This window comes from Collinsella aerofaciens, from assembly GCF_040915545.1.
Classification (GTDB): Bacteria; Actinomycetota; Coriobacteriia; order Coriobacteriales; family Coriobacteriaceae; genus Collinsella; species Collinsella aerofaciens_BE.
The window spans coordinates 119,620-138,191 of record NZ_JBCPDH010000001.1; the positions used below are offsets into that span (position 1 = coordinate 119,620).

Consider the following 18,572-nt stretch of genomic DNA (forward strand, 5'->3'; position numbering starts at 1 on the left):
TGTTTGACTAGTCGTTTAAGAACGTCCCCAACGACTACATAGAACGAGAGTGGATAATCTCCCGGTTTGAGCCCATATTCATGCTCAAGGTGGGAGATTATCCACTCTCGTTTCGTTTGTTGATTTCGATGCCTACATTTGTAGGAACAGTTCGTGGAGGCGGGTGTCTTCGTCGAGTTCGGGGTGGAAGGTTACGCCGAGCTGGTTGCCCTGGCGGGCGGCGACGATGCGCTCGTCGACTTTCGCTAAGGCCTTGGCGTCGCCGTGGACCTCGACGATGCGGGGCGCGCGGATAAACGTCAGCGGCACTTCACCGTCGATGCCGGCTACCTGCCCCTTGGTTCGAAAGCTGCCGAGCTGCCTGCCGTAGGCATTGCGCTCGACAAGTACATCCATGGTTGCCAGGCGCGGCGTCCCCTTATCGTCGTGGGCTGCAAGGTCGTGAGCCAGTAGAATCAGGCCGGCGCAGGTGCCCAGGACGGGCATGCCTTCAGCGATACGGGCACGAAGCTCCTCGAGCATGCCCAACTCATCAAGCAGCTTCCCTTGAACGGTAGACTCGCCGCCGGGAAGTACCAGACGGTCAAAGTCCTGCTTCAAATCAGCCGCCTGCCTCAGCTCAATACAGTGTGCGCCCAGCTCGGACAGCCTCGCTTCGTGCTCGGCAAAAGCACCTTGGACCGCCAGCACGGCGACCGTCTGGTCTGCGTAATCGCTCATGTGCGATCCTTTCTGCTGGACTAGCGCCCGCGCTCCTCCATGATGATCTCAATTTCGTCGGCGTTGATGCCCACCATGGCCTCGCCCAGGTCCTCCGAAAGCTCAGCGATGAGCTTGGCGTCGGTGAAGTTGGCCACGGCCTTGACGATGGCGGCGGCGCGCTTGGCCGGGTCGCCGCTCTTAAAGATGCCCGAGCCCACAAAGACGCCTTCGGCGCCCAGCTGCATCATCAGCGCGGCGTCGGCGGGGGTCGCTACGCCGCCGGCGGCAAAGTTCACGACGGGAAGCCTGCCCGTGGCATGGACCTCGCGCACCAGCTCGACCGGAACCTGCAGCTGCTTGGCTGCCTCAAAGAGCTCATCATCGCGCAGGGCAACAACGTCGCGGATCTGCTTTTGGATCTTGCGCATGTGGCGCACGGCCTGGACCACGTCGCCCGTGCCCGGCTCGCCCTTGGTGCGGATCATCGTGGCGCCCTCGGCAACACGGCGCAGCGCCTCGCCCAGGTCGCGGGCACCGCAGACAAACGGGACGTCAAACTGGGTCTTGTCGATGTGGTAGACATCGTCGGCGGGGGAGAGAACCTCGGATTCATCGATGTAGTCGATCTCGATGGCTTGAAGGACCTGCGCCTCGACGATGTGACCGATGCGGCACTTGGCCATGACGGGGATGGAGACGGCCTCTTGGATGCCCTTGATCATCTTGGGGTCGCTCATGCGCGACACACCGCCTGCGGCGCGGATGTCGGCCGGGATGCGCTCGAGAGCCATGACGGCGCAGGCGCCTGCCTCCTCGGCGATGCGCGCCTGCTCGGGCGTGGTGACGTCCATGATGACGCCGCCCTTGAGCATCTGCGCGAGTTCGCGGTTGAGTTTGACGCGATCGGCCTTGCTGGTCTGTTCTGCCATGGTTGCTCCCTTGGTTGGCATGTGCATTGCTTGACGGAACATCCTATCGGGGAGCTGGGTATGGCGAAATACTCAGTTTTCGAGATAATAACAAGGTCAGACTAATATCAGATTGAATGACTTAATAAGGTCAGGTGACAAATTCATGCTTGACTACAATTTGGAAAAACGCGGCGAGGCATCGCTCTACGAGTATGTTTACCAGCAAATTCGAGATGATATCGTAGCTGGACGCATTGCGGCGGGGGAGCATTTGCCGTCTAAGCGCGCCTTTGCCAGTCATCTGGGAATCAGTGTCATTACCATCGAGAATGCATATAGCCAGTTACTTGCCGAGGGCTATATTTGCTCAAAGCCGCGGCGTGGCTACTACGCTTGCGAGCTTTCGGATGCACCGGTTTTGCCTTTGGCTGCGGGGGGCATCGACCGAGATACCGTCTCTGTGGGCCCCAGCGCGCATGATGTCAACGGACGGACCGAGCAATTCGCCCCGCTCTCTCCTTCCGCTTTGGAGGCGGCGCGGCTTTGGCAAAGCGCACTGCGGGCGACGTTGACATCCGAAGACGAGCGCGAGATCTTTTCGCCCGCACCGGCACAGGGCACCGCTCGGCTACGACGCGCTATCGCTCACCATCTGCGTGGGACGAGGGGCATGAATATCGATCCCGACAACATCGTTATCGGTGCGGGCGCCCAGCTGCTCGATACCATGTTGGTTCAGTTACTTGGAGCCGACAAAGTGTATGCCGTTGAGGATCCGGGATATTTGCGCCTGACGCGCATCTATCAGGCTATGGGTTGCAACGTTCGGCATATCCCGTTGGATGATGGCGGCGTGGACTTGAGTACTCTGCAGAAAAGTGGGACCGATGTCCTTCACCTGATGCCGTCCCATCAGTATCCGACCGGCCTGGTGACGAGCATTGCGCGTCGCTATGCGCTGCTGAGCTGGGCCGCAGAGCGACCAGGTCGGTATCTCATCGAAGATGACTTTGATTGTGAGTTTCGCCTTGCCGGCAAGCCGATTCCCGCGCTCACGTCGATCGATGCCGCCCAGTCGGTTATCTACACCAACACGTTTTCGAAGAGCCTGTCATCTGCGTTGCGTCTAGCGTACATGGTGCTGCCCGATGAGCTAATGGAGCGGTTTAGGCGCAACCTTGGTTTTTACGCTTCGTCGGTGAGCTCTGTTGACCAGGTCGCTTTGGCGCGTTTGCTGGAATCGGGTGATTACGAGCGACATGTGAATCGCGTGCGCGTTCGTGCTCGCGAGGCGCGTGATGGCCTGGCGGCGCTTGTACGGAAAACGTTTCCGGCAGGGGAGGTTTCGATTGAGCATGAGGACGCGGGCCTTTACTGCACCGTGGTTGCGGAGCGCGGAACGGACGGAAGCTCTTTTGCGCAGGCCCTCACGCGCTCGAGTATCCCTTTTGTCGATATCAGTGAGTGTTATTGGTGCGCCGATGGCGCATCTGCCCCCGAAAACTCAAGTCAAATTCTTGTCCAGTATGACGATTTGAGTCCAAAAGTGCTAAATACCTTGGAATTGCAGCTCATGGAGGCACTCTGCAACCTAAGTGAGTAGGCTTTTGGAACTTTGGTGACCAGGCAGTTTTGTAACAAGTTATCTACCTGGGGTTTTGAAAAGCAGGATGGCCGGCCTGCTCGGGATGTTCAAAAAAGTCTACTCACTTGCCGCGCAAAGCTTCCGCACGAGAAAAAATGGGGTTTTCAACAGGGCTTCGTCCAGTTCTTGGCAAGCTTTTGGCCAGTTGGGGAGGGCTGTTGAAAACTTGGCGGTCCGTTCGGCGCCATTTTCGGTGCGTTCGCGCCGCATCGTGACTGACTGGGTTGAAATTCGTGTTTTCCTGTGTCTATGAAAGATCTACTTTGTGACATATCGGCTTTTAGGTACTGGCGTTTGCCTCCTCAGGTTCGCGCTTTGTGTCCGCCGCTTCCACGGCCGGAAGAAGACCGGCAGCGATATGACCTCGCCCGCAACCCGACGGCTGCGGTCGCGCTCGGTTTTCCGCTGTATACATTGGTTCGTACGAGAAGCAAGCGGACTTGTCCTGCCAGCATTAGGCAGCGGCTGTTCCTTGGTGAGCTCCCCAGGGAATCCGTGCTGGAAACGGAGCATGGGTTTATGGTTACGTCTCCTCTGCTGACGGCATTCATCATGTCGCGGCATCTGACGGATCTCCAGCTTCTTTTGGTATTGGCGGAGATGTGTGGCTTGTTTGCGGTGTGCGCTCTACCGGCGGCACTTGAGGCGGAGCTTACGCGTGCAATTGATTCGGGTGCGATTTCGACAACGTTCGGTTGGGTGCGCTGCCCGTCCGAGGACGGCACCGCCTCAAATTTATGGCGTCGAGACGCTTTGGTTTTGGGCAGAGACCTTGACCGTTTTTGTTCAGATGTTTGCGGGATGCGTTACGGCAATAGATTTATGGCGGTATCGCAACTCGTTCCATTGGGTGCCGCGTCGCCTTTTGAGGTCGAGGCGTATTTGTTGCTTGGACTGCCGCGAGTCCTGGGAGGCGAGGGGTTTTGCGGCATAGAGCTCAATGTCGAAGTGACGCTAAGCACAAGTGCTCGAGCGATTGTGGGAAAGTCCCGTGTATATATCGACCTACTTCTTTCTTCGCCGGACGGCAGGCGACAGGTGGCCATTGAATGTCAGGGAAAGGCCTCGCACGGACGCGCAGGGGATGGTTTGCGTGACGCTGACCGCATGACGGCCCTTCAGGCCATGGGCTACGATGTACTTCTCCTGACACACAGACAGATATCCGATGAGGATAGATTCCGCGCCGTCGTTAAGGCCGTATGCAGGATGCTCGATGCTGAATATCGTGATAAAAGCTCAGATGAGCAAAGGGCTGAGACATTACTCCGGTCTGAACTATTCGTTGACTGGACAAAATTGGGAGTAATCGACGGAAAGATGCCCGTTAGACGCAAAGCTGCTCGATCGTGGACGGCTGCGGTTCTAAGTGAGTAGACTTTTGGCACTTTGGCGACCAGGCCGTTTTGCAACAAGTCATTTAGCTGCGGCTTTATAAAGCAATATGGATGGTGTGCTCGGCAAGTTCCAAAAAGTCTACTCACTTAGTTTTTGACGAGCAACTGATGCCGAAGGCAGTCCTATTTCAGGGCGTTAACGAGTCCTCGAGACACAAAAAGGCCCGAACCAATACGGTCCGGGCCTTATCGAGCTAAAGATTATCTCTCAGGCGGCTGGCTTAGCCGAAGTAGCGCTTGAGCAGGCCGGCGAAAGCCTTGCCGTGGCGAGCCTCGTCGCGAGCCATCTCGTGCACGGTATCGTGGATGGCATCGAGGCCAGCGGCCTTGGCGCGCTTGGCAAGATCGGTCTTGCCGGCGGTGGCGCCGTTCTCGGCCTCAACGCGCATCTCGAGGTTCTTCTTGGTGGAGTCGGTTACGACCTCGCCCAGGAGCTCAGCGAACTTGGCGGCGTGCTCGGCCTCCTCGTGGGCAGCCTTCTCCCAGTACAGGCCGATCTCGGGGTAACCCTCGCGATGAGCGACGCGAGCCATGGCCAGGTACATACCGACCTCGGAGCACTCGCCCTCAAAGTTGGCGCGCAGGTCGGCAACGATGTCCTCGGAGACGCCCTCCATCTTGGCGACGCCCACGACGTGCTCGGCAGCCCACTCGAGCTGGCCCTCCTCCTGCTTCAGGAAACGAGAACCGGGAACGCCGCACTGGGGGCACTTGAAGTCCTCGGGCAGCTGGTCGCCGTCGAACTCTTCCACATAACCGCAAACGGGGCAAACAAACTTCATGATTCGATCCTTTCGATCGATGGCGATTGTGCGCTCGTCCGGTCCCGTAAGGGCCCTCTCCGGACGTGCGTCTTGACGAGTTCTATTATCCATAAATGCAACCAAATGTGAAGCCTATTAGGAATGATTTTTAATAAAACAATTTTGAGATATGAAGATGTTGATTGATTAACGATTGGCATACCGTCTGCGATCTCCGCTGAGTACAATCGGTCGAGCAAATGTTGACCTATCAACAAATGAAGGAGTTTCCTTTATGCATCTAGCCCGTCGTGCCTGGTGCCGAACATATCAGACGGTTTTTCGCATTGCATTGCCGATCCTGCCCTATACCGAGCCGCGTATTTTGGAGCATGCAGAGGATGTGCCCGCGGTGCTTCAAAAGCGCTCGATCCAGAAGGTCCTTATCGTGACAGACCCTGGTATTGCACGTTTGGGGCTCACGGCATCACTCGAGCGTGCGCTTACGGCTCAGGGGATTGGCACTACGGTCTATGCCGAAACGCGTGCGAACCCCACGGTCTCGAATGTGGAGGAAGCGGCGGCGCTGTATCGCGAGAACGACTGCCGGGCCATTATCGGCTTTGGCGGAGGATCAGCCATGGACTGCGCCAAGGGTGTGGGGGCGCGCATTGCGCAGCCAAACAAGCCCATCAACAAGATGCGCGGCCTGTTGCGTGTCCACCGTCTCCTGCCGCTGCTTATTGCGGTTCCCACTACCGCCGGTACGGGAAGCGAAGTCACGCTCGCGGCGGTAATTACCGATAACGAGACGCACTATAAATACCCCATTAACGACTTTGTGCTCATCCCGCGTTTTGCGGTGCACGACCCCGAGTTTACGCGCGGGTTGCCTGCCTCCATTACGGGGCAGACGGGCATGGACGCCCTGACGCATGCTGTCGAGGCCTTTATCGGCCGTAGCACCACGCCCTACACGCGCAAGATGGCGCGTCAGGCGGTCCAGCTCATCCGCGACAATTTGCTCGAGGCCTATGAGCATGGCGACGACATGCGTGCGCGCCGCAATATGCTTTCGGCGGCGTATAAGGCGGGCGTTGCGTTTACCCGCTCCTATGTCGGATATGTTCATGCCATCGCGCACAGTCTGGGCGGCCGATACGGAATTCCGCACGGCTTGGCCAACGCCATCATCCTGCCGCATATGCTTCGCGCCTATGGCGAAGTTGCTGTTCCCAAGCTCGCCGATCTCGCCCGCATGGCGGGCATTGCGCCGGCTAACGCGCAGGACAGCCTGGCGGCCGAGGCCTTTATCGATTGGGTCGACCGCATGAACGAGGCCCTGGGAATCCCCAAATATGTCTCGGGTATTCGCCGCTCCGATATTCCGCAAATGGCGTCCCATGCCGATGCCGAGGCCAATCCCCTGTACCCCGTTCCTCTTATAATGGACCGCCTGGAGCTCGAGCATATGTACGAAGTTGTTGCAGGTGGTATGTTTGAGGACGAGAACTAGGAGGGTCCATGAACACCGAGGAAATCGCGCGCATCGTTGCCGATCAGCGCACTTACTTTAAGACGCATGCTACGTTTGATGTCGATACTCGCCGCCGTGCGCTGGTGCGCCTGCGCGATGCGGTTCGTGCGCACGAGGGCGATATCGCCCATGCGCTCAAGACCGATCTGGGTAAGTCACATAACGAGGCGTATATGTGCGAGATCGGCACGTCGCTTTCCGAGATTCGACATCAGATTGCGCATGTGGCTCGATGGAGTCGTCCGCGCCTGCGTCCGTGTGACCTTGCCAACGCCGTGAGTGTGTGCAAAACGCAAGCCGTGCCCTATGGCGTCACGCTCATCATGGCGCCCTGGAACTATCCGTTTTTACTGACGCTCGAGCCGCTCGCCGGCGCGCTCGCTGCAGGCAACACCGTGGTCATCAAGCCGAGTGCCTATGCGCCGGCTTCGAGCGCGGTGCTCAGGCAGATTTGCGAGGAAGCATTTGATCCGCGCCTGGTGACGGTCGTCGAAGGCGGGCGTGCCGAGAACGAAGCGTTGCTCGATGAATGCTGGGACAAGATCTTCTTTACCGGTAGTGTTCCGGTCGGCAAGCTCGTCATGGAGCGCGCGAGCAAAAACCTCACGCCCGTGACGCTTGAGCTGGGCGGAAAGAGTCCCTGCATCGTGGATGCGACGGCAAACTTGAAGGTCGCGGCACGACGTATCGCCTTTGGTAAATGGCTCAACGTGGGGCAGACCTGCGTGGCGCCCGACTACCTGCTGGTCGATACGCGCGTGCACGATGAGCTGTTGGGCCTCATCAAGGAGGAGATCCGTCGCATGTTTGGCGAGCACCCGCTCGACAACGAGGACTACGGTCATATTGTCAACGCCAGGCATTTCGCGCGCGTACGCGGGCTGATCGACCCCGATAAGGTTGTGCTGGGAGGAACGGCGCGCGAGTCGTCGCTCAAGATTGAGCCGACGATCCTAGACGGCGTGGCGCCTGAGGACGCCGTGATGCAGGAGGAGATTTTCGGCCCCATCTTGCCGGTGCTGACGTTTGAGAGCCTAGACGAGGCCGAGGCGTTTATTACGGATCGTCCGACGCCGCTGGCCCTGTATATCTTTAGCCAGGATCGCGCGGTTCAGCAGCGCTTTGTGCGTTACGTGCCCTTTGGCGGCGGCTGTGTTAACGACACCATCATGCATCTGGCTACGAGCCATATGGGCTTTGGCGGCATGGGTGCGAGCGGTATGGGGCAGTACCATGGCCGCGAGAGCTTCGATACGTTTAGCCACAAGAAGAGCATCGTGAACAAGGCAACCTGGTTGGACGTGCCGTTTCGGTATGCGCCCTACGCAAGCTGGAAGCACAAATTCGTGCGCATGTTTGTGCATTAGGAAATGGCAGGTAATACGAACAAGTGTTCCTATTACCTGTCATTTACGTTAGACTACTGCTATGGGGTACGGATGGGCCAACTCCCTTTAGAAGGGAATTGGTATGAACGTAAGCGATGTTATTTCGTTACTGGCGTTGTTAATCGCGGCTATCGAACTCGGCCTGTTTATCGGCCGAATGAAATAGCCGCCCCCGCGTAAGCGAAGACGGCCACTTCTCACGATGAAAACGTGTATCGGAGTTGGCAAGACCCGCTGCAACGGGTGCCATCCGTACCCCTATCTTATCTGCAAGCGCTCTGTCTCGCAAGCGTTGCGGCAAGCGATTGAAAGACGCAGGCAGGATGAATTTGTGTCCGCACGGGCTCGTAGACTTCTCAGTACGGTTAAGCGCCGGTTTATCCGGCCGTTAGAGGAGCTGCCATGTACGAGCCTTCACGTGTGCTTCTGTCGTTTCATGTCGCGGGATTTCAGTATGCCGACGGTGCCTTGGTCTTGGGCGATCTTAAAGTGGGCGATAAGCTGACGCTGCGTGCCGAGCGCGATAATCCCCATGATTCCGAGGCGGTTGCAATCTACTACGGCAACACCAAGCTCGGTTATGTTCCGGGAAACGAGGTCGGCCCGCTGTCCTTGATGATGTATTACGGCCACGAGGACGTATTTGAGGCGCGCGTGCAGCAGGTTGCCCCCGAGCGTAGCCCGTGGCACCAGGTGCGCGTTGGCCTCTATGTGGTGGATGCTCGCTAGTCGGCATGGGGGCGGCCATGTTTGATGACGACCAGTTCGATCTGACAGACGATCCGTTTGAGTGGGATATGCTACTCGATGACGATGAGTTGGAGCGGGATCGTAAGAAGCGACAGGACAAGAAAACTCAGGGTGACGCGTCGAAAAAGAAAGACAAACGCCGCCGCGGATTGTTCGGCGGGTTCTTTGGATAACCGCCGCATCGCTGCGTCTGTATACTTAGCACGAGTTGAACACGTTGCGAAATGAGGACAGAGACGATGATGTGGTTTACCGCCGACCTGCACCTGGGCGATACGAATATCTTGCACGACATGGACCGGCCGTTTGGTTCGGTCGATGAGATGAACCGCAAGGTCATCGATGCCATCAATGAGTGCGTGGCTGCGGATGACCGTCTCTACATCCTGGGTGACTTTACCTATCGTTTGCCCCTGGCAGAGGCGGTGCGCCTGCGCGAGCGTATCGAATGCAAGAATGTGACGCTCATCCGTGGTAACCATGACGGCGACTGGGAAGATCCCGACGTACCGCAGATTTGGGAAGACGTGCGCGATTACCTGGAGATTGCTCCCGGCTATGCCAAGGGGCATCGTCTGGTCATGAGCCATTACCCCATGCTCAGCTGGAATGGCAAGGCGCGCGGCGCCATCATGCTGCATGGACATATCCACAGCAGGGGCGACCGCACCAACGCACGCAACCGCGATCGCGAGCGCCCTATCTTTCGCTACGATGTCGGTCTCGACGCCAACGACTACAAGCCCGTAAGCCGAGACCAAATCCTCGGCTTCTTTGGACTGTAATTCTCGAACCACCGCACAAACCGCGACAAGGGGGGCGGGCACCTTTGTCGTGGTTCTGGCGCCGTTGCCATTATGGCGGCGGCGCCTTTTTTGTCCGTGCGGCGCGGTAGAGTGTAGTCGGTTGAAATTTGCGTCCATCGAGGAGCTGCTATGAACGAGATCAAGTGCCCGCATTGCGGCGAAGTTTTTAAGGTCGATGCTTCTGGCTATGCGGATATCGTCAAACAAGTGCGCGATGCCGAGTTTTCGCGCGACCTGGATGAGCGTGTGAAGGCGGTCCAGCGCGAGGGCGAGCAGGCGCTGGAACTTGAGCGCTCGCGTTCGACGGCTGCCTTACAAAAGGCAGAGTCTCAGCGCAATGCTCAGCTTGTCGAGCAGAAGAACGCTGCAGCTCAGCAGTTGGCACAAGAGGTTGCCAAACGCGATGCCGAGCTTGCCGAGCTGCGCGCCAAGCTCGAGGGCGCTGCCGCAGAGCGCGAGAGCGCAAGCCAGCGTGCGGCGGTTGAGGCCCGTGCCGATGCTCAGAAGGAGAATGCCGAGCTTCAGCGCGAGATCGACAATTTGCGTGCGCAGCTGGGACGCAAAGATGACGAAGCCAAGCTTGCCGAGTCGGCGGCGCGCAACGCTGCTCAAAACGATTTAGCTGCACGTGATGCCCAGATTGCCGAGCTGCAGGCCAGGCTTGCCGCGGCGGACAAGGCCCAGGAGATGGCGCTTGCCGCTGCTGCGGCTGAGTCGCAGCGCGAGCTCGATGCCGCTCGCAGCGAGGGCGAGCGCGCGCTTGCTGACTATCGAGTGAAGGTACAGGAGAAGTTTTCCGCCGCAAGGGCTCAGTCTGAGCAGGAGGCCGAGGGCCTGCGCGCGCAGCTGCGCGAACAGGAGCTGACGGCCAAAATGAACCTTTCAGAGGCGGTCGCCGCGGCGGAGCGAGAGCGCGATGAGGCGCGTGCCAAGCTGACGAGTGAGCTGGCGGTGCGCGATTCGCGTGAGGAACAGGCCAAGGCAGCCCACGAGCTTGAGCTTGCGCAGGCCAAGCGCGTGAGCGACGAGTTGATCCGCTACAAGGATGAAGAGATTGAGCGCCTTAAGGACATGAAGGTCCGCCTGTCCACCAAGATGGTGGGCGAGTCGCTCGAGCAGCACTGCGAGACTGAGTTTAACCGTCTGCGCATGACGGCGTTTCCTAACGCGTACTTCGAGAAGGATAACGATGCGTCCGAGGGCACCAAGGGCGACTTTATCTTCCGCGAGTGCGACGCGAGCGGCAACGAGGTCATTTCGATTATGTTCGAGATGAAAAACGAGAACGACGAGACCGCGACCAAGCATAAAAACGAGGACTTCTTTAAGAAACTCGATCACGATCGTCGCCAGAAAGGCTGTGAGTACGCGGTGCTCTGCACGCTGCTCGAGCCCGAGAGCGAGCTCTATAACGCGGGTATCGTCGACGTGAGTTACCGCTATGAGAAGATGTACGTGATCCGCCCGCAGTTCTTTATTCCCATGATCACGCTTCTTCGCAACGCTGCCATGGGTTCGCTGCGCTATAAGCAGGAGTTGGCGGAGTACAAGCAGCAGAATATCGACGTCACGAACTTCGAAGCCAAGATGGAGAAGTTCAAGGACGGCTTCTCGCGCAACTACAACCTGGCGAGCAAGCAGTTCGAGTCGGCGATCAAGGAGATCGATGCCGCCATTAAGCAGCTCGAGAAGACCAAGGACGACCTGCGTCGCAGTACCGAGAATCTGCGTCTGGCCCACAATAAGGCCGATGAGCTCACCATTCGAAAGCTCACGTGGGGCAACAAGACCATGAAGGCGGCGTTTGACGGGGCGCGCGGGGCTGCGCTAGAGACAAACGATGAGCCCGCCGAGGCGGATTCGTATGAGGTTGAGGATGCCGAGTAAGGCATAGCGCATAGTGCAAAAGCGGGGCCGCTGGCGATGTTGCCAGCGGCCCCGCTCCGTTTCGTTTCAGTATGTACGGCTAGTCCTCGAGCAGGTCCTCAATAAAGCCGACGCGGTAGTTCTTGAAGATGACCTCGCCGCCGTCTTGCGTGGCGTCCAGATCGACATCGCCCATGATGCCAAAGTCGTGGTCGCCATCCTCGTCAGCAAAGATCTGGTGCACGTGCCATACGTGCGCGGTCTTCTCGTCGGACTCGTCGATGGAAAACATCGCGGCGCTGCGGGCATCTCCGTCGGTGAGGATTTCCTCGTGCTGCTCGTGGTAAGCGTCGAGTGCTTTTTGCCAGCGGATCTCGCTCATGCCCCAGTCGTCGTCGAGCTCGCCCAGGTCGCGAACGCGCTCGCGGGCTGCAAGGGTCACGCGGCGGAAGAGTGCGTTGCGCACCAGCAGCGTACAGCCTCGGCGGTCCGCAACGACCTCGTCGATGCCCCGCGGCGGTGCGGCATCGAGGGCTGCCGGGTTGCCGGAGTTCTCCCACTCGTCCACCAGGCTCGAATCGACCGAGCGCACCACAAAGCCCAGCCACGAGATGATGTCGCGCAGACGCTCGTCGCGCTTCTCAATGGGCACGGTGCGATCGAGGGAGCGGTAGGCCTCGGCTAGGTAGCGCAGCAGGATGCCCTCGGAGCGGGCGATGCCGAGCTTCTGGATATAGCCCTTAAAGTCGCTCGCGCTTTCGAGCATGTCGCGCAGGACGCTCTTGGGCGAGAGCTGATAGTCGTTGGCCCAGGGCACTTCCTGGCAGTACTTATCAAAGGCGGCGTCGAGCAGGTCCTCGAGCGGCTTTTCATAGGTGACATCCTGGATGCGCTCCAAGCGCTCCTCGTACTCCACGCCGTCAGCCTTCATTGCGGCCATCGCGCGGTCGCGCGCGGCGCGCTCCTGTGCGCGCAATACCTGTTTGGGGTCCTCGAGCGTGGCCTCGACCATCGAGATGAGGTCCATGGTATAGGTCTCACTCTCGGGGTCGAGTAGCTCCAACGCGGCAAGCAAAAACGGCGAGAGCGGCTGATCGAGCGCAAAGTCCTCGGGCAGGTCGACCGTCAGTGCATAGTCGATGTCTGGTGCGGCGTCAGTCGGGGCGTCGGGCGTGAGTGGCACCTCGGTGCGAACGACGACGCCGGAATCGATGAGCGTGGCGAAGATCTCGTCGGCACGAACCTCGAGCTTGGCTTTTTCCTCGGGGGTCTGCAGGCTTGTCTCGATGAGGTCGTGCACGCGGGCGCGGGCATCGCCGCCCTGCTCGACCACGCTAATCACCATGGAGTGTGTGATGCGCAGGCGCGGCTTGAGCGTTTCGGGCTGCGTTTCGATCAGGCGCTCAAAGGTCTGTTTGTTCCAGGTGACAAAGCCCTCGGGGGCCTTTTTCTTTTTAATCTTGCGGAGCTTCTTGGGGTCGTCGCCCGCCTTGGCCATGAGCTTGGCGTTCTCGATCTCGTGCTCCGGGGCTTCGGCGATGACCATGCCCTCGGTATCGAAGCCCGAACGGCCGGCGCGACCGGCAATCTGATGGAACTCGCGTGCGCGCAGGCGACGCATCTTGTAGCCGTCGAACTTGGTGAGCGCGGTGAGGACCACGGTGTGGATGGGCACGTTGATGCCGACGCCGAGCGTATCGGTGCCGCAAATGACGGGCAGCAGGCCCTGCTGCGCCAAGCGCTCGACCAGCAGGCGATAGCGCGGCAACATTCCAGCATGATGCACGCCGACGCCGCATCCAAGCAGGCGCTTGAGGATCTTGCCGAAGGCCGTCGAGAAGCTCGTGCCTTTGGCAGCTTCCTTAATAGCCTCGCGCTGCTCCTTGCTGGCGATGCCAAAATTGGCGAGCGACTGTGCCGTCGCAAGTGCGGCATCCTGGCTAAAGTGCACGATATAGAGCGGGGCCTCGCCGCGGCGCATAGCGAGTTCGACGGTGCCCTCGAGCGAGGTCGTTACATAGTCGTAGCTCAGCGGGACGGGGCGCGGGGCATCGACGACCAAGTCGCAGGTAGCGCCGGTGTGTTCCTCGAGTGAGGCGGCGATGGCAGTGACATCGCCGAGCGTGGCGCTCATGAGCATGAATTGCGTGTGGGGCAGGGTGAGCAGCGGCACCTGCCAGGCCCAGCCGCGGTCGGGGTCGGCAAAGTAGTGGAACTCGTCCATGGCCACGCAGCCCACGTCGGCGCCCTCGCCCTCGCGGAGTGCATCGTTGGCAAGGATTTCGGCCGTACAGCAGATGACGGGCGCCTTGGTGTTGATATGCGTATCGCCGGTGATCATACCGACGTTATCGCGGCCGAGCACCTGTACCAGGTCGAAAAACTTCTCGCTGACCAGAGCCTTGATAGGAGCCGTGTAGTAGCAGCGTTTGCCCTGTGCCATGCCCATAAAGAGCATGCCCAGCGCGACGAGCGACTTGCCCGATCCGGTCGGCGTGCCCAAAATGACGTGATCGCCGGCTGCCAGGTCCATGAGGGCCTCTTCTTGGTGATCCCACAGCTCAATGCCGCGGTCGCTCGTCCATTCAAAGAAACGTTCGAAGGCTTGATCGGGCGTGAGCCATGGTTCGGGCTCGCTGCCGTCCTCGGGCTCCCACCAGGTGGGGGAGAGCGCGCCGAGCGAGCCGAACTCGGCTTCGGTTCCCGTGCCGCCCGAGAATGAGCTGGCGGCGCCGGCGCCGGAGACGGTGCTGGCGGCGGTATCTGTCGTGGTCTGTGCCATGTGGTTGCTTTCTCTCGCGATTGTCCGCCAACTATTATGGCGTAGCGTCGCATCGATGCGTTCGCAGGCAAGAAAATGCAGGAAATGGGCGTTCTGCCCAGCCGTTTGGCGCAGTTGCCAGCTAAGTGAGTAGACTTTTCGCGGTATTGCGAACACATGGTTTTTGCGCAAGGGCTCTACCTGCGGTTTTATTTTTTGCTATGCGGGTTGTGCTTGGCTATTGCAAAAAAGTCTACTCACTTAGATTTGAGGGTCGTTTGCTGGCGCCTATTTGCGCTTGTTTGCCGAAGCTGCGACCATCAGAGGCCCCTGGGACTCCTGCGGTAAGCGCTTCTTGCCCTTGCGGGCGCGGTTTTTAAAGTTCTCGACGGCCTCTTCCATGCCGAGAGGCACGTAGGCGAGCTCATCGAGATTGTCGGGCAGGTAGCACGCAAGGCTTTGCTCCTGCGCGCGGCCCGCCGCGAGCTGCTCATCGCTGGGCTGCGCTCCGGGTGTGGCGCAAATGCCGTAGACGACGGCACCCATCTCGCGCGTGCGGCATTCATATTCGGTCTCGGGGTGCTCGGGATGGTCGCGGCGGACGTTGTCGCTTACCCAAAGCGTGTCGTAGCCGGCCGCGGCAAACTGCCCCAGGGCGTAGTCACGCAATGGCTTGCTGTCGGTTCGCAGCGTTACGGTGGCGCCAACTGCAAAGAGCGGGCGATAGAGCATCAGATGGTTGACATGGACGAGTCGTTTTTTGGCGTACTTGGCCTTGGGCTGCGGCGTGGGAAAGTTGATGGTGATGGCATCGAGCTCGCCTGTGGCAAACAGCTGCGGCAGCGATGCGGCGCCTCGGGGCAGGACGAGTGCGTTGGTCAGTTCCTGCTCGCAGATTTTCTGCGCGGCATAGGCGATACAGATGGGCTCCTGGTCCATACCGATAAAGAGGGTGTTTGGCTCGTGGGCCGCGCGCTCTGCAAGGTACGTTCCCTTGCCACAGCCAAGATCCAGGTGAAGGTGTTCGAAGGGCTTGCTGCCAACTGGCGCACAGGCCTCGCGCCAATCTCCGGCATAGATTTCGGGGTTCGTCTCAATCGCATCGGCGTAGCGCTCCAGGCGCTCCTCGAGCACAAAGTTCTTAGGCGTGCGAACGTGGACGGCTCCCATGAGGCTCCTTGGTCATAAGTATGGAACGCATAGCTGCGCGTTCCGTCAATGGGTTGAAAAAGGGGTGGGCATAGTTTGCCCGAAAGACGCGGTGCGGCTCGACGGCGAGTCGTCGGTGCCTACAGGCGCTTGAGAATCACATAGCGGTTGAGATCGCCGCTGCGACCGTCAGCATGGAAGCGCTCAAGCTCGCGCACGGGGACCTCGCCGCTCTTGTAGAACGTACGGACGCCGCGCACCAGGTCGGTGATCTGCTGATCGTCAAAGTGATGGCAATAGCGGTAGGCGTGGCGGTCGTTTTGCCAGCCAATGAGGTGGTCACCGGCTTCAAACTGCGCGGAATCGTAACCCTCAAACGGCGGGGTGAGCTCGGCGCGGGCCTCGGCGCGAACAGCCTTGCGCGCCATGCGCTCGTCGTTCATAAACTCCCAAAAGCTGATGGCGATGATGCCGCCCGGGCGCGTCTGGCGCACCAGGGCGTCGAGCACGCGTACGCGGTACTCGCACGACGGCACGTGGTGCATAAATCCAAAGCAGACCGAGATGTCGGCGAGCGGGGCGTCGAAAAGCACGTCGGGTGTCTCGGCGGGGTTGAGCTTCATGAGGGCGTCGAGCACATCGAGTTCCTGGAAGTGCAGGTTGGGAATGCGCAGGGCGTGGCCATGTGCATCGATGGCCAGGTCTTGGCACGAGTCGACGCCATAGAACTCGAAGGGGCAGCTGGCATCTGCCGAGGGGTTTGCTCCGTCGACGCCCTTGGCGGCGAGTGCGCCGCCGGCGGCAAAGTTCTCGAATCGCATATTGCCGCAGGCGAGATCGAAGACGCGAACGGGATGCTCGATCGTGGCGACGTCGAGTTGTTCGAGCGCAATGTCCATGGTGCGCACCCAGCCGGGCCACGGGGCCTGGCGCGTATCGGAAAAGGAGGCGGAGTGCTCGCGATAGAACGTATTGTTGAGCTGGATGAGCGATGAGGCGAAATCGCGGTTCACGGCGCGGAACTCCCTCCGTTGGCGGTGCGGAATTAACAATACGACCATACTACCGTTAACGCCGCAACGGGGACAACCAAGCTACGGGTCATTGCTTTGTTTGGACACATTTCCGCAGCTCATATGCACCCGCAACCGCCGGTTGTCAAAAATCTCACTAGAATAGGTGGCATGCTTTTGGCGGTGGCGGATAGATTTTTAACTGTGCAAGGCGCCTTAAGAACAAAAACGGTCCGGCGGCACGGCTGGCATCACATAGGAGGAACCATGAATGTAGAAACTGCGCAGCGGCTCGCCGACCTTCGCCGAAGCAAAGGCTTTAGCCAAGAAGGGCTGGCACGAAAGCTGGGACTGTCGCGCCAAGCAGTCAGTAAATGGGAGCGCGCGGAGAGCTCGCCCGATACCGAGAACCTGATCTCGCTCGCCAAGCTCTATGGCGTGAGCTTGGACGAGCTGCTCAATCCGAGCGATGAGATCGAGGACGATATCGAGTTTGAGAACGAGGACCGCGCCCGCCAGCGCGAGGCCGAGGCAGCAGAGCGTGCTCGCACCCATGAGGCGGCGGCGCGCGCTACCGAGGCGGCAACACAGGCGAGTGACGCCGCCGCCAAGGCGGCGCAAGCGGCAAGCTGGAGTGCGCAGGCCGCCAATGCCGCTACGGCGCAGGCGACGAGTGGCAGCGCAGTTGGCTCGACTCCGGTGAAGGGCCCGTTCCAGTCGTTCCCGTATTGGGCCGTGTGCTGGCTGCTGTTCTTTTTGCTGATGTTCCTGTTTGGTGCCGGCCCCTTTGCCGCACTGATCTTCTTTACGATTCCCATCTATCACTGGGTGGCGCGTGCGCTCGATGGCGATTGGGCGCGCGGGGATATTCAGGTTGGTTCGGCGTCGGTGGCGGTCAAGGCCCAGGGGAAGGATACTTCTGCGGAATCTGATGCTGACGTGGCTACCGCGACTACCGCTGAGCCGATTGCCAAAGAGAGTGATGAATGATGAAGCTTTCGCATGAATCCAAGATACGCTTGGGTGTTGGCATCGGAGCGTTTGTGCTCATCATCGGGCTTGTCTTTGGCACTTCGCGGACTTTGATTCATTTTGATGGCCCGTGGGATCTCGACGATGTTGTATCCGGCTTGTCTGGTATGGACGATGCGGTTGACGAGGACGATCTTTTGGATGGCGGCAACTATTCCGCTCGGCCTCAGCAGCTTTCGAGCACGACTTTTGACGAAGACGCGTTCCAATCGCTCGACTTGGATGTGACGTCGGGGACGGTCGAGGTTAAACGTGTCTCTGGCGGACCGGTACGTGTCATCGAAAGCGGGCGCGTTGCAAAGGGGGCGTCTGCTTCCGATGCCGCCACTCAGAATCTGGTTAAGATCGAGGGCTCTACACTCAAGATTAGCCAGTTCGACTGCGATGACGAGCGCGCCCATGACCGTAAGGTCACCATTGAACTGCCGCGTGAGCTTGCCGATAACATGATGGGCATTACGGCAAACGTGGGGTTGGGAGACCTGACGGTCGCGGACATTGCGTGCCACGACTTTGATTTGACGTTGGACTCGGGAGACGTCGCGTTTGCGGGCACCGTGACCGACACTCTGAATGCCGAGGTCGGTTTGGGCGATGCGACGTTCGAGCTCTACCAGGCCCCCGCGAAGTCGATGGACGTGAGCGTGGACTCGGGCGATGTGGAGATGACGGTTCCGAATTCTACGGGCTTTAAGGCGAGCCTTACCGTGGGCAGCGGCGACTTCGAGAGCGATTTCCTTCCGCTTGGCTACGATGGCGAGACCATTTTGAATCCTGAATTCGATAACGGCGATAAGTCTGCCACGTATCGTTTTAAGGTCGGTTTGGGCGACATGTCGTTTGATTCAGAGTGACGGGTGGTTATTGAAGAC

16 protein-coding genes are annotated in these 18,572 nt (G+C 59.3%); 10 read left to right on the forward strand and 6 right to left on the reverse strand.

Annotation, left to right across the window (positions count from 1 at the left end):
* Window positions 1–132 precede the first annotated feature (132 nt).
* Both pdxT and pdxS read right to left on the reverse strand, forming a co-directional pair.
* Complete coding sequence (gene pdxT, locus AB5202_RS00515) at window positions 133–720, reverse strand: pyridoxal 5'-phosphate synthase glutaminase subunit PdxT (RefSeq protein ID WP_225093316.1); 588 nt, start codon at window positions 718–720, stop codon at window positions 133–135.
* A 20-nt stretch (window positions 721–740) separates the two neighbouring features.
* On the reverse strand, window positions 741–1,631 hold the full coding sequence (gene pdxS, locus AB5202_RS00520) for a pyridoxal 5'-phosphate synthase lyase subunit PdxS (protein WP_195362033.1): 891 nt from the start codon (window positions 1,629–1,631) through the stop codon (window positions 741–743).
* A gap of 112 nt (window positions 1,632–1,743) precedes the next feature.
* Here pdxS and pdxR point away from each other — a divergent pair, with 112 nt between their 5' ends.
* Both pdxR and AB5202_RS00530 read left to right on the forward strand, forming a co-directional pair.
* A complete protein-coding gene (pdxR, locus tag AB5202_RS00525) occupies window positions 1,744–3,216 on the forward strand; it encodes a MocR-like pyridoxine biosynthesis transcription factor PdxR (protein WP_368143397.1) in 1,473 nt (490 codons plus the stop codon).
* A gap of 537 nt (window positions 3,217–3,753) precedes the next feature.
* Window positions 3,754–4,635, forward strand: a complete 882-nt coding sequence (locus AB5202_RS00530; RefSeq protein ID WP_368147459.1) for a putative endonuclease domain-containing protein — start codon at window positions 3,754–3,756, stop codon at window positions 4,633–4,635.
* A gap of 241 nt (window positions 4,636–4,876) precedes the next feature.
* On the opposite strand, the gene AB5202_RS00535 is transcribed toward AB5202_RS00530, so the two are convergent.
* Window positions 4,877–5,437 carry a ferritin family protein gene (locus tag AB5202_RS00535; protein ID WP_022094328.1) on the reverse strand — a complete coding sequence of 187 codons (561 nt, stop codon included), beginning with the start codon at window positions 5,435–5,437 and terminating at the stop codon, window positions 4,877–4,879.
* A gap of 256 nt (window positions 5,438–5,693) precedes the next feature.
* Between AB5202_RS00535 and AB5202_RS00540 the strand changes: the two genes are divergently transcribed.
* The 6 genes from AB5202_RS00540 (at window position 5,694) to AB5202_RS00565 (ending at window position 11,766) form a co-directional block, all read left to right on the forward strand.
* The gene (locus AB5202_RS00540) at window positions 5,694–6,914 is read left to right on the forward strand and encodes an iron-containing alcohol dehydrogenase (RefSeq protein ID WP_368143395.1); all 1,221 of its coding nucleotides are present in this window, start codon (window positions 5,694–5,696) and stop codon (window positions 6,912–6,914) included.
* Between the two features lie 8 nt (window positions 6,915–6,922).
* A complete protein-coding gene (locus AB5202_RS00545) occupies window positions 6,923–8,302 on the forward strand; it encodes an aldehyde dehydrogenase (protein WP_368143394.1) in 1,380 nt (459 codons plus the stop codon).
* A gap of 423 nt (window positions 8,303–8,725) precedes the next feature.
* On the forward strand, window positions 8,726–9,052 hold the full coding sequence (locus AB5202_RS00550; RefSeq protein ID WP_368143393.1) for an HIRAN domain-containing protein: 327 nt from the start codon (window positions 8,726–8,728) through the stop codon (window positions 9,050–9,052).
* Between the two features lie 17 nt (window positions 9,053–9,069).
* Complete coding sequence (locus tag AB5202_RS00555) at window positions 9,070–9,246, forward strand: hypothetical protein (RefSeq protein WP_368143392.1); 177 nt, start codon at window positions 9,070–9,072, stop codon at window positions 9,244–9,246.
* Window positions 9,247–9,312: 66 nt separating this feature from the next.
* The gene (locus AB5202_RS00560; protein WP_368143391.1) at window positions 9,313–9,858 is read left to right on the forward strand and encodes a metallophosphoesterase; all 546 of its coding nucleotides are present in this window, start codon (window positions 9,313–9,315) and stop codon (window positions 9,856–9,858) included.
* 150 nt (window positions 9,859–10,008) lie between these two features.
* A complete protein-coding gene (locus tag AB5202_RS00565) occupies window positions 10,009–11,766 on the forward strand; it encodes a DUF2130 domain-containing protein (protein ID WP_368143390.1) in 1,758 nt (585 codons plus the stop codon).
* Between the two features lie 79 nt (window positions 11,767–11,845).
* Here AB5202_RS00565 and AB5202_RS00570 read toward each other — a convergent pair whose 3' ends face one another.
* The 3 genes from AB5202_RS00570 to AB5202_RS00580 form a co-directional block, all read right to left on the reverse strand.
* The gene (locus AB5202_RS00570; RefSeq protein ID WP_368143389.1) at window positions 11,846–14,527 is read right to left on the reverse strand and encodes a DEAD/DEAH box helicase; all 2,682 of its coding nucleotides are present in this window, start codon (window positions 14,525–14,527) and stop codon (window positions 11,846–11,848) included.
* A gap of 267 nt (window positions 14,528–14,794) precedes the next feature.
* On the reverse strand, window positions 14,795–15,676 hold the full coding sequence (gene trmB, locus AB5202_RS00575) for a tRNA (guanine(46)-N(7))-methyltransferase TrmB (protein ID WP_368143388.1): 882 nt from the start codon (window positions 15,674–15,676) through the stop codon (window positions 14,795–14,797).
* A 119-nt stretch (window positions 15,677–15,795) separates the two neighbouring features.
* A complete protein-coding gene (locus AB5202_RS00580) occupies window positions 15,796–16,668 on the reverse strand; it encodes a class I SAM-dependent methyltransferase (protein WP_368143387.1) in 873 nt (290 codons plus the stop codon).
* 267 nt (window positions 16,669–16,935) lie between these two features.
* Here AB5202_RS00580 and AB5202_RS00585 point away from each other — a divergent pair, with 267 nt between their 5' ends.
* Together AB5202_RS00585 and AB5202_RS00590 are read left to right on the forward strand one after the other, a co-directional pair.
* A complete protein-coding gene (locus AB5202_RS00585) occupies window positions 16,936–17,658 on the forward strand; it encodes a helix-turn-helix domain-containing protein (protein ID WP_161115333.1) in 723 nt (240 codons plus the stop codon).
* Complete coding sequence (locus tag AB5202_RS00590; RefSeq protein ID WP_368143386.1) at window positions 17,658–18,554, forward strand: DUF4097 family beta strand repeat-containing protein; 897 nt, start codon at window positions 17,658–17,660, stop codon at window positions 18,552–18,554. Before AB5202_RS00585 ends, AB5202_RS00590 begins: the two co-directional genes overlap by 1 nt.
* Window positions 18,555–18,572 lie beyond the last annotated feature (18 nt).